Annotated in this window: 16 protein-coding genes; 1 reads left to right on the top strand and 15 read right to left on the bottom strand. The window is 59.7% G+C overall.

Annotated elements, in window-relative coordinates; genetic code table 11:
• Positions 1-117: 117 nt before the first annotated feature.
• From lpdA to sdhC, 14 genes are all read right to left on the bottom strand, one after another.
• Positions 118-1,524 (bottom strand): dihydrolipoyl dehydrogenase, encoded by a 1,407-nt coding sequence (gene lpdA / locus ACQZ5K_RS10640; RefSeq protein ID WP_448740327.1) that lies wholly within the window; start codon positions 1,522-1,524, stop codon positions 118-120.
• 64 nt (positions 1,525-1,588) lie between these two features.
• Positions 1,589-2,230 carry a LysE family translocator gene (locus ACQZ5K_RS10645; protein WP_425646738.1) on the bottom strand — a complete coding sequence of 214 codons (642 nt, stop codon included), beginning with the start codon at positions 2,228-2,230 and terminating at the stop codon, positions 1,589-1,591.
• Positions 2,231-2,240: 10 nt separating this feature from the next.
• Positions 2,241-2,651, bottom strand: a complete 411-nt coding sequence (locus ACQZ5K_RS10650; RefSeq protein ID WP_448740328.1) for an MAPEG family protein — start codon at positions 2,649-2,651, stop codon at positions 2,241-2,243.
• A gap of 23 nt (positions 2,652-2,674) precedes the next feature.
• Complete coding sequence (gene odhB, locus ACQZ5K_RS10655; protein ID WP_386910442.1) at positions 2,675-3,907, bottom strand: 2-oxoglutarate dehydrogenase complex dihydrolipoyllysine-residue succinyltransferase; 1,233 nt, start codon at positions 3,905-3,907, stop codon at positions 2,675-2,677.
• Between the two features lie 53 nt (positions 3,908-3,960).
• Positions 3,961-6,957 carry a 2-oxoglutarate dehydrogenase E1 component gene (locus ACQZ5K_RS10660; RefSeq protein WP_448740329.1) on the bottom strand — a complete coding sequence of 999 codons (2,997 nt, stop codon included), beginning with the start codon at positions 6,955-6,957 and terminating at the stop codon, positions 3,961-3,963.
• Between the two features lie 178 nt (positions 6,958-7,135).
• Entirely contained in the window at positions 7,136-8,038 is a 903-nt protein-coding gene (gene sucD / locus ACQZ5K_RS10665; protein ID WP_448740330.1) for a succinate--CoA ligase subunit alpha, read from the bottom strand.
• 17 nt (positions 8,039-8,055) lie between these two features.
• A complete protein-coding gene (gene sucC, locus ACQZ5K_RS10670; protein ID WP_448740331.1) occupies positions 8,056-9,249 on the bottom strand; it encodes an ADP-forming succinate--CoA ligase subunit beta in 1,194 nt (397 codons plus the stop codon).
• A 31-nt stretch (positions 9,250-9,280) separates the two neighbouring features.
• Positions 9,281-10,243 (bottom strand): malate dehydrogenase, encoded by a 963-nt coding sequence (gene mdh / locus ACQZ5K_RS10675; RefSeq protein WP_003523512.1) that lies wholly within the window; start codon positions 10,241-10,243, stop codon positions 9,281-9,283.
• Positions 10,244-10,421: 178 nt separating this feature from the next.
• Positions 10,422-11,585 (bottom strand): cell division protein ZapE, encoded by a 1,164-nt coding sequence (zapE, locus tag ACQZ5K_RS10680; RefSeq protein WP_448740332.1) that lies wholly within the window; start codon positions 11,583-11,585, stop codon positions 10,422-10,424.
• Positions 11,586-11,677: 92 nt separating this feature from the next.
• Positions 11,678-12,220, bottom strand: coding sequence for a protease inhibitor Inh/omp19 family protein (locus ACQZ5K_RS10685; RefSeq protein ID WP_448740333.1), 543 nt, complete (start codon positions 12,218-12,220; stop codon positions 11,678-11,680).
• 205 nt (positions 12,221-12,425) lie between these two features.
• Positions 12,426-13,205 carry a succinate dehydrogenase iron-sulfur subunit gene (locus ACQZ5K_RS10690; RefSeq protein ID WP_003523509.1) on the bottom strand — a complete coding sequence of 260 codons (780 nt, stop codon included), beginning with the start codon at positions 13,203-13,205 and terminating at the stop codon, positions 12,426-12,428.
• 15 nt (positions 13,206-13,220) lie between these two features.
• Positions 13,221-15,062: a succinate dehydrogenase flavoprotein subunit gene (gene sdhA, locus ACQZ5K_RS10695; RefSeq protein ID WP_448740334.1), complete on the bottom strand. Its 1,842-nt coding sequence runs from the start codon at positions 15,060-15,062 to the stop codon at positions 13,221-13,223.
• A 7-nt stretch (positions 15,063-15,069) separates the two neighbouring features.
• Positions 15,070-15,450, bottom strand: coding sequence for a succinate dehydrogenase, hydrophobic membrane anchor protein (gene sdhD / locus ACQZ5K_RS10700; protein WP_003523507.1), 381 nt, complete (start codon positions 15,448-15,450; stop codon positions 15,070-15,072).
• An 11-nt stretch (positions 15,451-15,461) separates the two neighbouring features.
• Complete coding sequence (gene sdhC, locus ACQZ5K_RS10705) at positions 15,462-15,854, bottom strand: succinate dehydrogenase, cytochrome b556 subunit (protein WP_448740335.1); 393 nt, start codon at positions 15,852-15,854, stop codon at positions 15,462-15,464.
• A 306-nt stretch (positions 15,855-16,160) separates the two neighbouring features.
• Between sdhC and ACQZ5K_RS10710 the strand changes: the two genes are divergently transcribed.
• Complete coding sequence (locus ACQZ5K_RS10710; RefSeq protein ID WP_448740336.1) at positions 16,161-16,541, top strand: hypothetical protein; 381 nt, start codon at positions 16,161-16,163, stop codon at positions 16,539-16,541.
• A 53-nt stretch (positions 16,542-16,594) separates the two neighbouring features.
• Here ACQZ5K_RS10710 and ACQZ5K_RS10715 read toward each other — a convergent pair whose 3' ends face one another.
• Positions 16,595-17,239 (bottom strand): class I SAM-dependent methyltransferase, encoded by a 645-nt coding sequence (locus ACQZ5K_RS10715; RefSeq protein ID WP_448740337.1) that lies wholly within the window; start codon positions 17,237-17,239, stop codon positions 16,595-16,597.
• Positions 17,240-17,244 lie beyond the last annotated feature (5 nt).

Consider the following 17,244-nt stretch of genomic DNA (forward strand, 5'->3'; position numbering starts at 1 on the left):
TTTATCAAAAGGTTAGACAGGCTGTGGCGCGAGTATGAGAAACCCCGGCCTGCATGGCAAGCCGGGGTTTGGCAGATGACTGAAATTTAATGTTGGAGCGGCGGGCTCCAACACCGATCACATGTGGATCGGCTTGAAGAAGGTCGCGAGCGCCGCTTCCTTCACGGCTTCCGACATGGTCGGATGCGCATGGCAGGTACGGCCCAGATCTTCCGAGGAACCGCCGAATTCCATCAGCACGGTGATTTCGTGGATCATCTCGCCAGCGCCGAAGCCGACGATGTGACCGCCGAGAACCCGGTCGGTTTCCTTGTCGGCAAGGATCTTCACGAAACCATCCGTCACCTGCATGGCGCGGGCACGGCCATTGGCGGTGAAGGGGAACTTGCCGACCTTGTAGGCGACGCCAGCGGCCTTCAGTTCTTCCTCGGTCTTGCCGACGGACGCGATTTCCGGCTGCGTATAGACCACGGCCGGAATGACGTCGTAATTCACATGGCCGCGCTGGCCGGCGAGGATTTCCGCGAGAGCAACGCCCTCGTCTTCCGCCTTGTGCGCCAGCATCGGGCCCTTCACCACGTCGCCGATCGCATAGATGCCGTCGACATTGGTCTTGTAGTGACCGTCGATTTCAACGCGGCCGCGGCTGTCCAGCACAACGCCGGCTTCCGCAAGGCCGAGACCTTCGGTGTAGGGCTTGCGGCCGGTGGATATCAGCACGACATTCGCTTCCAGCGTTTCGGCAGCGCCGCCCTTGACCGGCTCGAACACCACCTTTGCACCGGCAGCGGTCTTTTCAACAGCCGTCACCTTGGCGCCGAGCTTGAAATCGAGACCCTGCTTGGCGAGCAGACGCTGGGCCTGCTTGGAAACTTCGCCATCCATGCCGCCGAGAATATTGTCGAGATATTCAACGACAGTGACCTTCGCGCCGAGACGCGACCAGACCGAACCGAGCTCGAGGCCGATGACGCCACCGCCGACAACGATGAGCTTTTCCGGAACCTTGGAAAGAGCGATCGCGCCGGTGGAGGACACGATGACGTTTTCATCGATATCAACCTGAACGCCCGGAATGCCGGCAACATCCGAACCCGTGGCGATGACGATGTTCTTCGCCTCGATCTCCTGTGTCTCACCCTTGTCGTTGGTGACGGAAACCTTGCCGGCGGAAACCACCTTGCCGGTGCCCTGGAAGGCGTCGATCTTGTTCTTCTTGAACAGGAAGGACACGCCGTCGACATTGGCCTTCACCACGCCGTCCTTGTGGCCCATCATCTTTTCAAGGTTCAGCTTCGGAGCGGCAACTTCGATACCGAGCGTATCGACGCCATGGGCGACATGGGCAAAGGTTTCGGACGCATGCAGCAGCGCCTTGGAGGGGATGCAGCCGACATTGAGGCAGGTGCCGCCATAGGTCGCGCGCTTTTCGATGACAGCGACCTTCAGGCCGAGCTGTGCCGCCTTGACCGCGCAAACATAACCGCCGGGGCCTGTGCCGATTACAACTACATCATATGCCATATCTTTGTTCCTGATTGATATCGGGCAGGATTTTGAACCGCCCTGCTTCCGTTTGACCTGAAACTCAGGCCGCTTTTTCCGTTGCGAGTTTTATACCGAGAGCGATGAAGACCACACCGCTGGTGCGGTCGATCCATTGGCTGGCGCGCTGAAATGCAGCACGCATGCGCGGCGTCGTCATGAATAGGCTGACACCGACGAACCACAGGATAAGGCAGCTCGCCATGACGAGACCGTATCCGAACTTGATGGCGACCGGCGTGTGAGCGTGAACCACCGTCGAAAAGATCGACAGGAAGAAAAACACCGGCTTGGGGTTGAGTGCATTGGCGGCAAAACCGAGCGTGAAAGCCTTAAGCGCCGTCTGGCTGCTTTTTGCCTGAACGCCTTCACCTTCAGCGGCGGGCAGTTCTGTCTTGCCGGCGCGCAGCGCCTTGACGCCGATATAGATCAGATAGGCGACGCCCAGCCATTTGACGATGTTGAAGAGATAGATCGACTGGGAGATGATGAGGCCAAGTCCGAGGATCGTATAGGTGACGTGGAACATCAGAGACGTCCCCACCCCGAAGCTGGTGATGATGGCCTGTTTGCGACCGTGTACCATGGCCTGGCGCATCACCATGGCGAGATCGGCGCCGGGCGAGACGATCGCAAAGGAGAAGATCGCCATCAGGGATGCAAGTTCGATGAGATATTGATGCATAGGCTCGACCTCAGATCAGCGCAACAAGCATGAGGACCAGACCGCCAAGGGACACGACCCAGGCGATTGACCGCACATAGGGCACGCCTGCCAGATAAAGCGGGATGTAGACGATGCGCGCCATGGTCCATATCCAGCCGCCCGTCAGCCCCCAGCCGGAAGCGTCACCGGTGATCGCAAGAGCGAGAGTGAGACCGACGAAAGCCGGATAGGTCTCGCGAAAATTATCCGAGGCGCGCTGCGCACGTCCTGCAAACACCCCTTTGAGGTCCTGCCGCGTATCGCGCGCGCCCGCATTCCAGGCGAGGCCGAGTTCCCGCGTCGCGGACATGGCCTGAAGGCAGATATGCAGGAGAAGAAGAATGACGCTGAGCACCAGCAGGAACACGAAAGGACCATTCCCGCCGGCCAGGTTTTCCATCCCTCTTCTCCCCTGTTTCAGTCTTAGAGATCGAGAACCAGACGTTCCGGATCTTCCAGGCTTTCCTTGACGCGAACGAGGAAGGTCACGGCTTCCTTGCCGTCAACGATACGGTGATCGTAGGAGAGCGCAAGATACATCATCGGACGGATGACGACCTGACCGCCGATGGCGACCGGACGCTCCTGGATCTTGTGCATGCCGAGAATGCCCGACTGCGGCGCATTGAGGATCGGCGAAGACATCAGCGAACCGTAGACACCGCCATTGGTGATGGTGAAGGTGCCACCCTGCATGTCGGCCATGCCGAGCGAACCGTCACGCGCTGCCTTGGCAAGGCGACCGAGTTCCTTTTCGACGCCGGCGATGGAAAGCTGGTCGGCATCACGGATAACCGGAACGACGAGGCCCTTGTCCGTGCCGACGGCCATGCCGACGTGACAATAGTTCTTGTAGATGATGTCCGTGCCGTCGATTTCAGCGTTGACGGCGGGCAGTTCCTTCAGCGCGTGGGTCACGGCCTTGGTGAAGAAGCCCATGAAGCCGAGCTTGACGCCGTGCTTCTTCTCGAAAACGTCCTTGTAACGGTTGCGCAGGTCCATGACGGCGCTCATGTCCACCTCGTTATAGGTGGTCAGCATGGCGGCGGTGTTCTGCGCGTCCTTCAGGCGGCGGGCGATGGTCTGGCGCAGGCGGGTCATCTTCACGCGCTCTTCGCGAACCTGATCCTGCTCGGCGGAAACAGGACGGGGAGCAGCAGCAACCGGAGCCGGAGCAGCGGCGGGTGCCGAAACGCCCTTGGCGACAGCAGCGAGCACATCGCCCTTCAGCACCTGACCACGCTTGCCCGAACCATCGACCTGATCGGCAGACAGGTTGTTTTCAGCAAGCAGCTTGCCAGCAGCAGGTGCCGGCGGCATGGCGCTGGCGGCAGAAGCAGCGGGAGCCGGAGCCGCGGCTGCGGCAGCAGCAGGCTTTGCCGGTTCGGCAGCCGGTGCAGAGGTCGCTGCACCGGCAGCACCTTCGGCGATCTGGCCGAGAAGCGCGTCGAGACCGACAGTTTCGCCGTTCTGCGCAACGATTTCGGTGAGAACGCCGGACGCAGGCGCCGGGACTTCGACGGTAACCTTGTCGGTTTCCAGTTCAACGAGCGGTTCGTCGGCCTTGACGGTGTCGCCGACCTTCTTGAACCAGGTGCCGACGGTCGCTTCGCTGACGGATTCGCCGAGGGTTGGTACGCGGATTTCAGTGGCCATGATCTAGTTCCGTTATTCAGGTGTCTTTTTTGCGGGGCGATGCGGGAGAGTTCTCACTCTCCCAGCGCGTCTTCCAGGAACGCAGCAAGCTGCGCCAGGTGCTTGGACATCAGGCCGGTCGCCGGAGAGGCGGCAGCCGGACGGCCCGTGTAACGGACCTTCTGGTACTTGGCGTCGATATGCGCCAGAACCCATTCCAGGTAAGGATCGATGAACGACCACGCACCCATGTTCTTCGGCTCTTCCTGGCACCAGACCATTTCCGCATTGCGGAAGCGCGACAGCTCGTTGATGAGCGCCTTGGCCGGGAACGGGTAAAGCTGTTCGATACGCAGCAGGTAGATATCGTCGATACCGCGCTTTTCGCGTTCCTCGAGCAGATCGTAATAGACCTTGCCCGTGCACATGACGACGCGGCGGATCTTCGAATCCTTCTGCAGCTTGATCGGACCGTCCTTGATGACCTCCGCATCGTCCCACAGGAGACGGTGGAAGGAGGACTCGCCTGCAAGCTCGGCCAGCGAAGAGGTGGCGCGCTTGTGACGCAGCAGCGACTTCGGCGTCATCAGGATCAGCGGCTTGCGGAAGTCGCGCTTCACCTGGCGGCGCAGGATGTGGAAGTAGTTGGCCGGCGTCGTGCAGTTGGCGACCTGCATGTTGTCTTCGGCGCACATCTGCAGCCAGCGCTCCAGACGGGCGGACGAGTGTTCCGGGCCCTGACCTTCATAACCATGCGGCAGAAGGCAGACGAGACCGGACATGCGCAGCCACTTGCGTTCACCCGAAGAGATGAACTGGTCGAACACCACCTGCGCGCCGTTGGCGAAGTCGCCGAACTGGGCTTCCCAAAGGGTCAGCGCATTCGGACGGGCCAGCGAGTAACCGTATTCGAAACCGAGAACGGCTTCTTCCGAAAGCATCGAGTTGATGACTTCGTAGCGGGCCTGCGTCGGCGAAAGGTTGGCGAGCGGAATATAACGCTCTTCGGTCTCCTGATCGTAGAGGACCGAGTGACGCTGCGAGAAGGTGCCGCGTTCGCAATCCTGACCGGAAAGACGAATCTTGTGGCCGTCGGCAACGAGCGAACCGAACGCAAGCGCTTCCGCCATTGCCCAGTCGATGCCTTCGCCCGTCTCGACCATCTGCGAGCGGTTTTCCATGAAGCGCTGGATCGTGCGGTGGGCGCTGAAGCCTTCCGGAATGGTCGACAGCTTCTTGCCGATTTCCTTCAGCTGCTTCATCGGTACGCCGGTCTTGCCGCGACGCTGCTCATCGGCATTGTCGGCAGCGCGCAGACCCGACCACTGACCGTCCAGCCAGTCGGCCTTGTTTGGCTTGTAGGACTGGCCTGCTTCGAATTCCTGTTCCAGATGAGCGCGCCAGTCGGCCTTCATCTTCTCGAATTCGCCTTCGTTCATCAGGCCTTCCGCGATCAGGCGGTCGGCATAGATGCGCGCCACTGTCTTGTGACCACGGATAACCTTGTACATTTTCGGCTGCGTGAACGCCGGCTCATCGCCTTCGTTATGGCCGAAGCGGCGATAGCAGAACATGTCGATGACGACAGGCTTGTGGAACTTCATACGGTATTCGGTCGCAACCTTGGCCGCATAGGTCACCGCTTCCGGATCGTCGCCGTTGACGTGGAAGATCGGCGCTTCGATCATTTTGGCAACGTCGGACGGATAGGGCGACGAACGCGAGAAGGCCGGGTTCGTCGTAAAGCCGATCTGGTTGTTGATGATGAAGTGCATGGTGCCGGCAACGCGGTGACCGCGCAGACCGGAAAGGCCGAGAATTTCGGCAACAACGCCCTGACCCGCAAAGGCGGCATCGCCGTGCAGCAGCAGCGGCAGCACCTTGGCGCGTTCCGACAGCGGAATGATGTCGCCGTCCCACTGCTTGGCCAGCTGGTCCTGCTTGGCGCGGGCCTTGCCCATGACGACGGGGTTGACGATTTCCAGGTGCGACGGGTTGGCCGTCAGCGACAGGTGAACCTTGTTGCCGTCGAATTCGCGGTCGGAGGAGGCACCGAGGTGGTATTTCACGTCGCCCGAACCCTCGACATCGTCAGGCTTGAACGAACCGCCCTTGAACTCGTGGAACACGGCGCGATGCGGCTTGCCCATAACGTTCGTCAGAACGTTCAGGCGGCCGCGGTGAGCCATGCCGAGCACGACTTCTTCCAGACCTTCCTGGCCGCCGCGCTTGATGATCTGCTCCAGCGCCGGGATCAGCGATTCACCGCCATCGAGGCCGAAACGCTTGGTGCCCTTGAAACGCACGTCGAGGAACTGCTCGTAGCCTTCGGCCTCGACCAGCTTGGACAGAATGGCCTTCTTGCCTTCAGCCGTGAAGGCAACGCCCTTGTCCGGACCTTCGATGCGCTCCTGAATCCAGCCTTTTTCTTCCGGGCTGGACATGTGCATGAATTCGACGCCGATGGTGGAGCAGTAGGTGCGCTCCAGAATATCGATCATCTCGCGCACGGTCGCATATTCGAGGCCGAGCACGTTATCGATGAAAATCTTGCGGTCGTAGTCGCTTTCCTCGAAGCCGTAGGACTTCGGCGACAGCTCGTTGTAATCCTCAACCACGACCGCGATGCCGAGCGGATCGAGCTTGGCATGCAGGTGGCCGCGCATGCGGTAGGCGCGGATCATCATGATGGCGCGAACGCTGTCACGGGTCGCCTGCAGAACTTCCGCCTGGCTGACCGGCTTGCCGGTGTCGGCGCTCTTAGCCTCAGCTTTCGCCTGAACCTTCTTCTCGATGGCCTTTTCGACCGTGGCCCAGTTGCCGTCGAGTGCGGATACCAGTTCGCCATTCGCCGGGATCGGCCAGTTGGCGCGCTTCCAGGAGGCGCCCTTGGCCGCCTTCTTCACGTCTTCCGGATTATCGGACAACGCCTTGAAGAAGCTCTGCCACTCCGGCGACACGGAAGAGGGGTCCTCTTCGTACCGGGCATAGAGCTGCTCGATATAGGCTGCATTCGCGCCGTCCAGAAACGACGTGATCTGAAACTGCTCGTTCGCTTCTTGCCTTGCCATTGTGTTCTTGCGGACTTATCCGTCCGCCTCCTCGATGCCGTTAGGGCCGTTCGCCGGCCTGCCGCTTTGATTATTGCTGTCTGCCGCCGGGGCGGTATGCCGTTCTGTCTGTCGTTCCTTGCGGCATCGGGCAGCGTGGCATTGAAGCCGCGCCGCCCGTTACCGATATCATGTGGTCTCAGCCCTTGAGGACTTCAACCAGCGTCTTGCCGAGGCGCGCCGGGGAAGGCGATACCTTGATGCCGGCCGCTTCCATGGCTGCAATCTTGGACTCTGCGTCACCCTTGCCGCCGGAAACGACAGCGCCGGCGTGGCCCATGGTGCGGCCCTTCGGAGCCGTACGGCCTGCGATGAAGCCGGCCATCGGCTTCTTGCGGCCCTTCTTGGCTTCGTCGATCAGGAACTGTGCCGCATCTTCTTCAGCCGATCCGCCGATTTCGCCGATCATGATGATCGACTGCGTGGCGTCGTCAGCGAGGAACATTTCCAGCACGTCGATGAACTCGGTGCCCTTGACCGGGTCGCCGCCGATACCGACAGCCGTGGTCTGACCGAGGCCTTCATTGGAGGTCTGGAACACGGCTTCATAGGTGAGCGTACCGGAGCGCGAGACGATACCGACCGAACCCTTGCGGAAGATGGAGCCCGGCATGATGCCGATCTTGCATTCTTCCGGCGTCAGGATACCCGGGCAGTTCGGGCCGAGCAGGCGCGACTTGGAGCGGTCGAGGCGAGCCTTGACGCGAACCATGTCCAAGACCGGGATACCTTCGGTGATGCAGGTGATGAACGGAATTTCCGCATCGATGGCTTCGATGATGGCATCGGCTGCACCTGCCGGCGGAACGTAGATCACGGATGCGTCTGCACCGGTCTTTTCCTTGGCTTCGGCAACCGTTGCGAAGATCGGCAGGCTTTCGCCCTTGGAACCGGTCCAGGTTTCGCCACCCTTCTTCGGGTGAATACCGCCGACCATCTGCGTGCCGTAATAGGCAAGTGCCTGTTCGGTGTGGAAGGTGCCGGTCTTGCCGGTCAGACCCTGAACAAGGATCTTCGTGTCTTTATTAACAAGAATAGACATTATTTCCGGTCCCTCAATTAGCCGTTGATCGCCGCGACGATCTTCTTGGCTGCGTCGTCCAGATCGTCAGCAGCCGTAATCGCAAGGCCAGATTCGTTGAGAAGCTTCTTGCCAAGTTCGACGTTGGTGCCTTCGAGGCGAACAACGAGCGGAACCTGCAAACCGACTTCCTTCACCGCGGCAATCACGCCTTCGGCGATGACGTCGCACTTCATGATGCCGCCGAAGATGTTGACGAGGATGCCCTCGACCTTCGGGTCAGCCGTGATGATCTTGAAGGCTGCCGCAACCTTCTCCTTGCCGGCGCCGCCGCCGACGTCGCAGAAGTTAGCCGGCTCTTTACCGTAAAGCTTGATGATGTCCATCGTCGCCATGGCAAGACCTGCACCGTTGACCATGCAGCCGATGTTGCCGTCGAGTGCCACGTAAGCGAGGTCCCACTTGGAGGCTTCGATTTCCTTGGCGTCTTCTTCGGTTTCGTCGCGCAGCGCCTTGACATCGTCGTGGCGGAACAGCGCGTTACCGTCGAAGGACATCTTGGCGTCGAGAACGCGCAGATGGCCATTTTCCATGACGATCAGCGGGTTGACCTCGAGGAGAGCCATGTCCTTCTCGTTGAAGGCCTTGTAGAGGATCGGGAACAGCGCCTTGGCGTCTTCCGCAGCAACGCCATCAAGCTCGAGAGCCTTGGAGATCACGGCAACGTCAGCGTCGCTCACACCCTTTTCCGGGTTGATGGCGATGGTGTGGATCTTTTCGGGCGTGTCGTGGGCGACAGCTTCGATGTCCATGCCGCCTTCCGTGGAAACCACGAAAGCAACCTGACCGACGGAACGGTCAACCAGCAGCGAGCAGTAGAGTTCGCGGGCAATGTCGGCGCCGTCTTCGATGTAGAGACGGTTGACCTGCTTGCCGGCTTCACCGGTCTGCGCCGTTACCAGCGTGTTGCCGAGCATGTCCTTGGCGTGGGAAACGACTTCGTCGATGGACTTCGCCAGACGGACGCCGCCCTTGGCGTCCGGGCCGAGTTCCTTGAACTTGCCCTTGCCGCGGCCGCCAGCGTGGATCTGGCTCTTGACGACGTAGAGCGGGCCGGGAAGCTGCTTGGCGGCAGCTTCGGCTTCTTCGACCTTGAGAATGGCGACGCCTTCAGCAACCGGCGCGCCGTAGCCCTTCAGAAGAGCCTTGGCCTGATATTCGTGAATATTCATGGAATAATCCCTGTTTGGAGCCGCTAGGCTATTACTTCAGCGACGGAGCGATGTTGACGCAGGCTTCGCAAAGACCAGCGACAGCGCCGACGGATTTCTGGAAGGCGGCTTCTTCTTCCTTGTTGAGTTCGATCTCAATGATGCGCTCGATACCGCCGGCACCGATGATGGTCGGCACGCCGACATACATGTCGTCAACGCCATACTGGCCCGAGAGGTGGGCAGCGGCGGGCAGAACGCGCTTCTTGTCCTTGAGGTAGGATTCAGCCATTTCGATTGCCGAAGCGGCCGGCGCGTAATAGGCCGAACCGGTCTTCAGCAGGCCGACGATTTCCGCGCCGCCGTCACGGGTGCGCTGGATGATCTGCTCAAGGCGCTCGGCGGTCAGCCAGCCCATCTTGACGAGATCGGTCAGCGGAACGCCGGCAACCGTGGAGTAGCGTGCGAGCGGCACCATGGTGTCGCCGTGGCCGCCGAGAACGAAGGCGGTGACGTCTTCAACCGAAACGTTGAACTCTTCGGCGAGGAACAGGCGGAAACGGGCGCTGTCGAGAACGCCGGCCATGCCGACGACCTTGTTCTTCGGCAGACCGGAGAACTTCTGCAGCGCCCAGACCATGGCGTCGAGCGGGTTGGTGATGCAGATGACGAAAGCGTTCGGGGCATATTTCTTGATGCCGGCGCCGACCTGCTCCATGACCTTGAGGTTGATGCCGAGAAGATCGTCGCGGCTCATGCCAGGCTTGCGGGCAACGCCAGCGGTGACGATGCAGACGTCAGCACCTTCGATGGCAGCGTAATCGGAAGCGCCGGTGAGCTTTGCATTGAAGCCTTCAACCGGGCCGGACTGGGCAATATCCAGGCCCTTGCCCTGCGGGATGCCGTCAGCAATATCGAAGAGGACGATATCGCCCAGTTCCTTCAGGCTGGCGAGATGCGCCAGCGTGCCGCCGATCATGCCAGAACCAATAAGTGCAATCTTTTTGCGAGCCATCGAATGCTTCCTCTTGAGCTTCAATTCAATTTCACCGCGCCAAACCGGCAGCCAAATTGTCGCACTCCGATTAGACCCATTGGCCAAAATAGGCAACAGATTCTTTTGTGGTGAATATTTTCAATCGTTTAGATCATTATTTTCTTACGTAAACGTAAGAAAATGCGTCACGAAAGTGTCAAACTTTCTGGCGTTTTTCGTGGTGCAGCGCCAGATAATCCGCGCTGCGCATTTCAAACAGGCGCGAGGCGGTGCGATCGAACTCGAAACCTTCGGTCCCCTTGCGCTTGCCGAGCAGGTCTTCCGGCATGGCGGCAGCGGAGGCAAAAAGCCGGACGCTGTGGTCGTAAAGCGCGTCGATGAGGATGATGAAACGCTTGGTCTCGTTGCGCTTGTCCGCATTCAAGAACGGGATATGGTCGATAAAGACCGTGTCGAAACGATTGGCGATGGCAAGGAAGTCGGAAGCACCAAGCGGCTTTTCGCAAAGATCAGAAAAGGAAAAGCGAGCGATCCGGCCGCTGGCGCGCGGCACCAGAATGGAACGGCCCTTCATCGGTATCTCGGTCGGTGCAACGAGGTGACCGGCAATCATGTGCCGCCAGGCCATGTCCATCGCCTGATCCGCCGAACCGTCAAGCGGCGTGACATAGACGGGCAGGCTTTCCAGCTTCTCCATCCGGTAGTCGGTGGGGCTGTCCAGCGTCACCACCTCTACATGTTTCTTCAAGAGATCGACGAACGGCAGGAACAGGCCGCGATTGAGACCGTCCTTGTAGAGATTGTCCGGCACGACGTTGGACGTCGTCACCAATGTGCAGCCATTGGCGAACAGCTCGCTGAACAGCCGCGCAAGGATCATCGCATCGGCAATATCCGTGACCGTAAATTCGTCGAAGCACAAAAGCTCCGCTTCCGCCAGGAGCTGGGCCGCGACGGGCGGAATCGGATCGGCCTGTTTGGTTTCGCCATTCTTCAGCTTCTGCCGATGCGCATGCACGCGATTATGCACATCCGCCATGAATTCATGAAAATGGCAGCGCCGTTTGGAGGAAACGGGAGCCATCTCGTAGAACATGTCCATCAGCATCGTCTTGCCGCGGCCGACGCTGCCATAGACATATAGTCCCTTGACGGCTGCCGCAGGCCCGGACTTGCGCGCAAACATCCAGCCGAGCGCGCTCTTCTTTTTGGCGGGCTTGCGCGCCTTCAGATCGGCAAGGATACGGTCCAGATGCGCCGCCACGCCAAGCTGGGCGGCATCGGCCTGCAAGGTGCCAGCTGCCGTCAATGCGTTGAGCTGTTCAACGACACTATGATTGTAGTCAGGCAAAGGCTTCATGGATAAACGCCTCGGACGCGGGCGCACAAAGGCACCCGCGACGAATGGACAGGCTTAGAGCGAAAAGAGCGTTCCGGCTGCACCGGAAAGACTCATCGGCTGAGGCTGAGCGGCTGGCCGCTATTGGTGGTGCCATCAAAGCGCGCATCGGCGCTCTTGTAGACGCGGCCGATCGTGTCACCCGAACGGTTCTTGAAGAGAACCATCTTGCCGGACACTTCCCAGGATCCCATCGCCGTCAGCTCGCCCGCACAACCGCGCGTGCCGCCACGCGAGCCGCTGCCGAGGTTGGTGAGTGTCAGGAACATATCGCAATTGGCGCCGCCATTGGAAACGCGCCAGTTGCCGACCATGGATTCCTTGGTAACGTCAAGTGCGGCTGCCGGCGGAGCGGCAGAAGCGACATTGGTTCCACCGGGGGCGGCCGAGGCAGGTGCCGACGGGAACTGGCCGCCCGTGGCGCCACCGGGCGGCGGCAGGGCGCCGGACTGGACGGAGGGCACCGGCTGCGCCTGCAAAGGCGGCGTATAACCGGGATTGTTGCTGGTGTTGTTGTTGTAATCGTAGGAGGTACGTTGGCAACCGGCGAGAGTCATCACAACCGCAAGGCCCGTCACCACATATCTGAATTGCATATCAAGCTCCCGATTCTCTCGCTTCCGGAAAGATCATGATCAAACAAGAAGGCTGAATTATTACCAAAGCCTTATCTTGCGCAAGCGATGGCCGGGATAATTACCATTTCGGTCGATTTTTACCGAATTTTCCCACGCCGGGTTGTAAAAAGGGCCACGGTCGAGACCGCGGCCCGCTAAATTTTCTGTCGTCAGCGAATCGCCTTTAAACGCGGCGCTCGACCATCATCTTCTTGATTTCCGCGATCGCCTTGGCCGGGTTCAAGCCCTTCGGGCAGGCCTGCGCGCAGTTCATGATGGTGTGGCAGCGATAAAGACGGAACGGGTCCTCGAGATTGTCGAGACGCTCGCCGGTTGCCTCATCGCGGCTGTCGATCAGCCAGCGATAGGCCTGCAGCAGAACGGCCGGACCAAGATAACGGTCGCCATTCCACCAGTAGCTGGGACAGGAGGTGGAGCAGCAGGCGCAGAGAATGCACTCATAAAGACCGTCGAGCTTCAAGCGGTCCTCATGGCTCTGCTTCCACTCCTTGGCGGGCGTCGGCGAAACCGTCTTCAGCCAGGGCTCGATGGAGCGGTGCTGGGCGTAGAAGTTCGACAGATCGGGAACGAGGTCCTTCACGACAGGCATATGCGGCAGCGGATAAACCTTCACCGTGCCGTTAATCTCTTCCATGCCCTTGGTGCAGGCGAGCGTGTTGGTGCCGTCGATGTTCATGGCGCAGGAGCCACAAATGCCTTCGCGGCAGGAGCGGCGCAGCGTCAGCGTCGGGTCGATGTTGTTCTTGATGTAAAGAAGCGCATCGAGAACCATCGGTCCGCAATCGTCGACATCGATATAATAGGTGTCGATGCGCGGGTTCTGACCGTCATCCGGGTTCCAGCGATAGATGCGGTATTCGCGCACATTCTTGGCGCCGTCCGGCTTCGGCCAGACCTTGCCTTCGCTGATCTGAGAATTCTTGGGGAGAGCGAGTTCAACCATATCCAGTTCCTCAAATCAGTAGACGCGCGCCTTCGGCTCGATCTTTTTAGGATCGATGCCGTCGGCGATCAGGTCAGTGTGAACAGGGCGATAGTCGAGTTTCACGTCGCCTTCCGGGCTGACCCAGGCAAGCGTGTGCTTGCGCCAGTTCACGTCGTCGCGACCGGCGAACGGACCGTCGACGAAATCCTCGCGGGCGTGCGAACCGCGGCTTTCCTTGCGCGCTTCCGCGCCATAGACCGTGGTGATCGCATTGGCCATGAGGTTGTGCAGCTCGAGCGTCTCGACCAGATCGGAGTTCCAGACCATCGAACGGTCGGTGACCTTGACGTCAGGCAGTTCCTTCCAGATGGCGGAAAGACGCTGGCAACCGCTTTCCAGCGATTCCTGCGTGCGGAACACGGCCGCATCGTCCTGCATGGCGCGCTGCATCTTGTCGCGCAGCACCGCCGTCGGCGTCGAGCCGTTGGCGTAACGCAGGCCGTTGAAGCGCTCCATGATCTTGTCGCAGGCAGCCGTATCGAGAGCGGGAACAGCCTCGTCACGATTGATGACCTGAGCGGCGCGGATCGCCGCTGCACGGCCGAAGACCACGAGGTCGATCAGCGAGTTGGAACCGAGGCGGTTGGCGCCGTGAACCGAGGCGCAGCCGGCTTCGCCAACAGCCATCAGGCCGGGCGCGATGCGTTCCGGGTTGTTGGCATCGGCATTCAGCACTTCACCCCAATAGTTGGTCGGAATACCGCCCATATTGTAGTGAACCGTCGGCAGGACCGGGATCGGCTCGCGGGTGACGTCGACACCGGCGAAAATCTTCGCGCTTTCGGAAATGCCCGGAAGACGCTCATGCAGGATCGCTGGATCGAGGTGATCGAGATGCAGGAAGATGTGATCCTTGTTCTTGCCGACGCCGCGGCCTTCACGGATTTCCATCGTCATGCAGCGCGAGACAACGTCGCGCGACGCAAGATCCTTCGCGGAAGGTGCATAACGCTCCATGAAGCGCTCGCCTTCGGAGTTGACGAGATAACCGCCTTCGCCGCGTGCACCTTCGGTGATGAGGCAGCCTGCGCCGTAAATGCCGGTCGGGTGGAACTGCACGAATTCCATGTCCTGAAGCGGCAGGCCGGCGCGGGCAATCATGCCGCCGCCATCGCCGGTGCAGGTGTGGGCAGAGGTGGCCGAGAAATAGGCGCGGCCGTAACCACCGGTCGCCAGCACCACCATCTTGGCGGAGAAGCGATGGATCGTGCCGTCATCGAGGTTCCACGCCACGACGCCCGTGCAACGGCCATCCGGCGACATGATGAGGTCGAGCGCGAAATACTCGATGAAGAATTCCGCATTGTTGCGCAGCGACTGGCCATAGAGCGTGTGCAGAATAGCGTGGCCGGTACGGTCGGCGGCGGCGCAGGTGCGCTGCACCGGCGGGCCTTCACCGTAATTCTGCATATGGCCGCCGAAGGGGCGCTGGTAGATCTTGCCTTCTTCGTTACGCGAGAAAGGCACGCCGTAATGTTCCAGCTCATAGACCGCCTTCGGCGCTTCCATGGCGAGATATTGCATCGCGTCGACGTCACCCAACCAGTCGGAACCCTTTACGGTGTCGTAAAGGTGCCACTGCCAACAGTCGGGCGTCATGTTGGTAAGCGATGCGGCGATGCCGCCCTGCGCCGCAACCGTGTGGGAGCGCGTCGGGAAAACCTTGGTGATGCAGGCCGTGCGGAAACCCTGTTCCGCCATGCCGAGCGTTGCGCGCAGACCCGCGCCGCCGGCGCCCACCACGATCACGTCATAGGAGTGATCGACATAGGTGTAGGCCTTGCCATTCTGGGAAGGTGAACTGATCGATGCCATGGCGGGATTATCCTGCGAATGCGATTTTCAGAATGGCGAAGATGCAAAGACCGCCAATGAGAACCGCGAAAAACATATTGAGCATCAGAAGAACGAGCTTCGAAACCTCGGCGTGAATGTAGTCTTCAATGATGACCTGCATGCCGAGCTTCATGTGGATGAGGCCGGAAACCAAAACCAGAGCCATGATGACCGCAACGAGCGGGTTCGACAGCGCCGCAACGACCTCAGGATAGGGCGCGCCGGCATATCTGATGAGGAAGACGACAAAGAAGGTGAGCAACGGAACGTTGGCGACCGCAGTCACGCGCTGACGCCAGAAATGGTCGGTGCCTTCCTTGGCGGAGCCGAGGCCGCGAACCTTTCCGAGAGGTGTACGCATATCCATGAAAAATCTCCTCAGCGCACGATCAGGGCAATGACCCAGATCAGCGCGGTCAGACAGATCGACACCACCCACGAGGCCTTTGCCAGCTTGGTGGTAAAGTGCTTTTCGAAGCCGTAGCCCAGATCCCACATGAAATGGCGAAGGCCGCCAAGCATGTGATGAACCAAAGCCCAGGTGTATCCGATCAGGATGAGCCTGCCGATGATCGTACCCATCGCCCAGTTGACCCAGTCGTAATAGGCAGGACCCGAGGCGACAGCGATCAGCCACCAGGCAACCAGAAGCGTTCCGAAATAAAGCGCGCCGCCCGTGATGCGGTGCACGATGGATGCAACCATCGTCGGAATCAGCTTGTAAACTTGAAGATGCGGCGACAGAGGCCGGTTATTAGTCGCATTCGCCATCAGAACCTCGCGGCGTTTTCCCGTGCGCCCATCAGACAGGACGCCCCCAAGCAACAGCACATGACGAAAGAATGTGCATTGCACCAACCGCGACGTTTAATCACATGGGAGCATCACGACAAGCACATTTCATGGCCGATTCCAATTTAATCGATTGGTTCACGAATTTTTTTTGGAATTTTTTTGCGTCAAAATAAAAAATCGAGCGTTTCCAAGATTTACGCCCCTAAAATATTTACCTTTACGTAATTCATGAATCGTGTAATTTACCTTTGGTTAACCAAGAAAATCCGGAGAATGAGGCTCATGTTACAGCGCCGAATCGCCGCTTTGACCATGATGGTCGCAGGCGTCATTTTCACTGTGGTGCCTTCAGCGGCGGCAGAGAATTCTTATGGCCGCCGTGATTATCAGCACAACTATGAACATCGTCAATCGCAGGTGAGCTTCTCGACGGACGGGCTGCCGTCCACCCTCCCCGGCGGCACTTACGTCGGTGCGATATCGGCGTTACGCGTTCGCGGCAATGGTAATTATTTCGCAATTGGCGGCGGGCTTTCACGGAAAGGCGCAGCGGTTGCGACGGGCGCGCAGCTTGCGCCAAAGGCGAAAATCATCGATGTCCGTGCTGAAACCGCTGGCGACGTCTGCGCCTACGAGCATGGTGTCTGCATTATCCGGCCATAGAGTATTTCCGGTAAAAGCATGAAGCGTTTTACTGCAAATGCGCGATGCGCTGATCAGATGAAACGCCACACCGTGGTCTTCTTCACTTCGCTGTCTTCCAGCGCCCGCGTCACCGGCACCTGATAGGTCGCCTCCGCGCGGAGCCGCTCTTTGGGCAAATAAGCGCGTCCTGGATCGCCGACGAGAACGCTCACGCCTTTTTCCGTCAGTTCCAGAAACCACGGTACGAGAAGTTCGGCAAAGGCGCGGTCGTAAAACACGTCGCCGGCCAGCAGAACATCCGCTTCGACCGCTTTCCCAACCAGATCGAACCCGGTGAAAGCAATGTCCACCTCATTGAGAGCCGCGTTCAGCCGAATGGCCGTCTCTGTCCACGGATCGATATCGGCCGCCAGAACAGTATCCACGCCCGCCTTTGCAGCAGCGATGGCGACCAGACCGGAGCCGCTGGCGAAATCCAGCACGCGCCTGCCGGACACGCTGTCGGGATGATCGAGAACGTAGCGGGCAAGCCCCTGCCCGCCGGCCCAGGCGAAGGCCCAGAAGGGCGGCGGCAGACCGATCGCTTCCAGCTCCTCCTCCGTCTTCAACCACAGCTCATGGGCTTCGGTGGCGAGATGAAGACGCAACTCCGGCACATGCGGCGGATGCATGATGGCGGTATTGTCGAGAATGAAGCGTTCGGGATCGGTCCTCACCGAAG

It is taken from the genome of Agrobacterium sp. 22-226-1 (assembly GCF_053522345.1).

Excerpts from the sequence above, each read along its gene's own strand:
- lpdA (WP_448740327.1), bottom strand. The coding sequence starts at position 1,524 with ATGGCATATGATGTAGTTGTAATCGGCACAGGCCCCGGCGGTTATGTT.
- ACQZ5K_RS10645 (WP_425646738.1), bottom strand. The coding sequence starts at position 2,230 with ATGCATCAATATCTCATCGAACTTGCATCCCTGATGGCGATCTTCTCC.
- ACQZ5K_RS10650 (WP_448740328.1), bottom strand. The coding sequence starts at position 2,651 with ATGGAAAACCTGGCCGGCGGGAATGGTCCTTTCGTGTTCCTGCTGGTG.
- odhB (WP_386910442.1), bottom strand. The coding sequence starts at position 3,907 with ATGGCCACTGAAATCCGCGTACCAACCCTCGGCGAATCCGTCAGCGAA.
- ACQZ5K_RS10660 (WP_448740329.1), bottom strand. The coding sequence starts at position 6,957 with ATGGCAAGGCAAGAAGCGAACGAGCAGTTTCAGATCACGTCGTTTCTG.
- sucD (WP_448740330.1), bottom strand. The coding sequence starts at position 8,038 with ATGTCTATTCTTGTTAATAAAGACACGAAGATCCTTGTTCAGGGTCTG.
- sucC (WP_448740331.1), bottom strand. The coding sequence starts at position 9,249 with ATGAATATTCACGAATATCAGGCCAAGGCTCTTCTGAAGGGCTACGGC.
- mdh (WP_003523512.1), bottom strand. The coding sequence starts at position 10,243 with ATGGCTCGCAAAAAGATTGCACTTATTGGTTCTGGCATGATCGGCGGC.
- zapE (WP_448740332.1), bottom strand. The coding sequence starts at position 11,585 with ATGAAGCCTTTGCCTGACTACAATCATAGTGTCGTTGAACAGCTCAAC.
- ACQZ5K_RS10685 (WP_448740333.1), bottom strand. The coding sequence starts at position 12,220 with ATGCAATTCAGATATGTGGTGACGGGCCTTGCGGTTGTGATGACTCTC.
- ACQZ5K_RS10690 (WP_003523509.1), bottom strand. The coding sequence starts at position 13,205 with ATGGTTGAACTCGCTCTCCCCAAGAATTCTCAGATCAGCGAAGGCAAG.
- sdhA (WP_448740334.1), bottom strand. The coding sequence starts at position 15,062 with ATGGCATCGATCAGTTCACCTTCCCAGAATGGCAAGGCCTACACCTAT.
- sdhD (WP_003523507.1), bottom strand. The coding sequence starts at position 15,450 with ATGGATATGCGTACACCTCTCGGAAAGGTTCGCGGCCTCGGCTCCGCC.
- sdhC (WP_448740335.1), bottom strand. The coding sequence starts at position 15,854 with ATGGCGAATGCGACTAATAACCGGCCTCTGTCGCCGCATCTTCAAGTT.
- ACQZ5K_RS10710 (WP_448740336.1), top strand. The coding sequence starts at position 16,161 with ATGTTACAGCGCCGAATCGCCGCTTTGACCATGATGGTCGCAGGCGTC.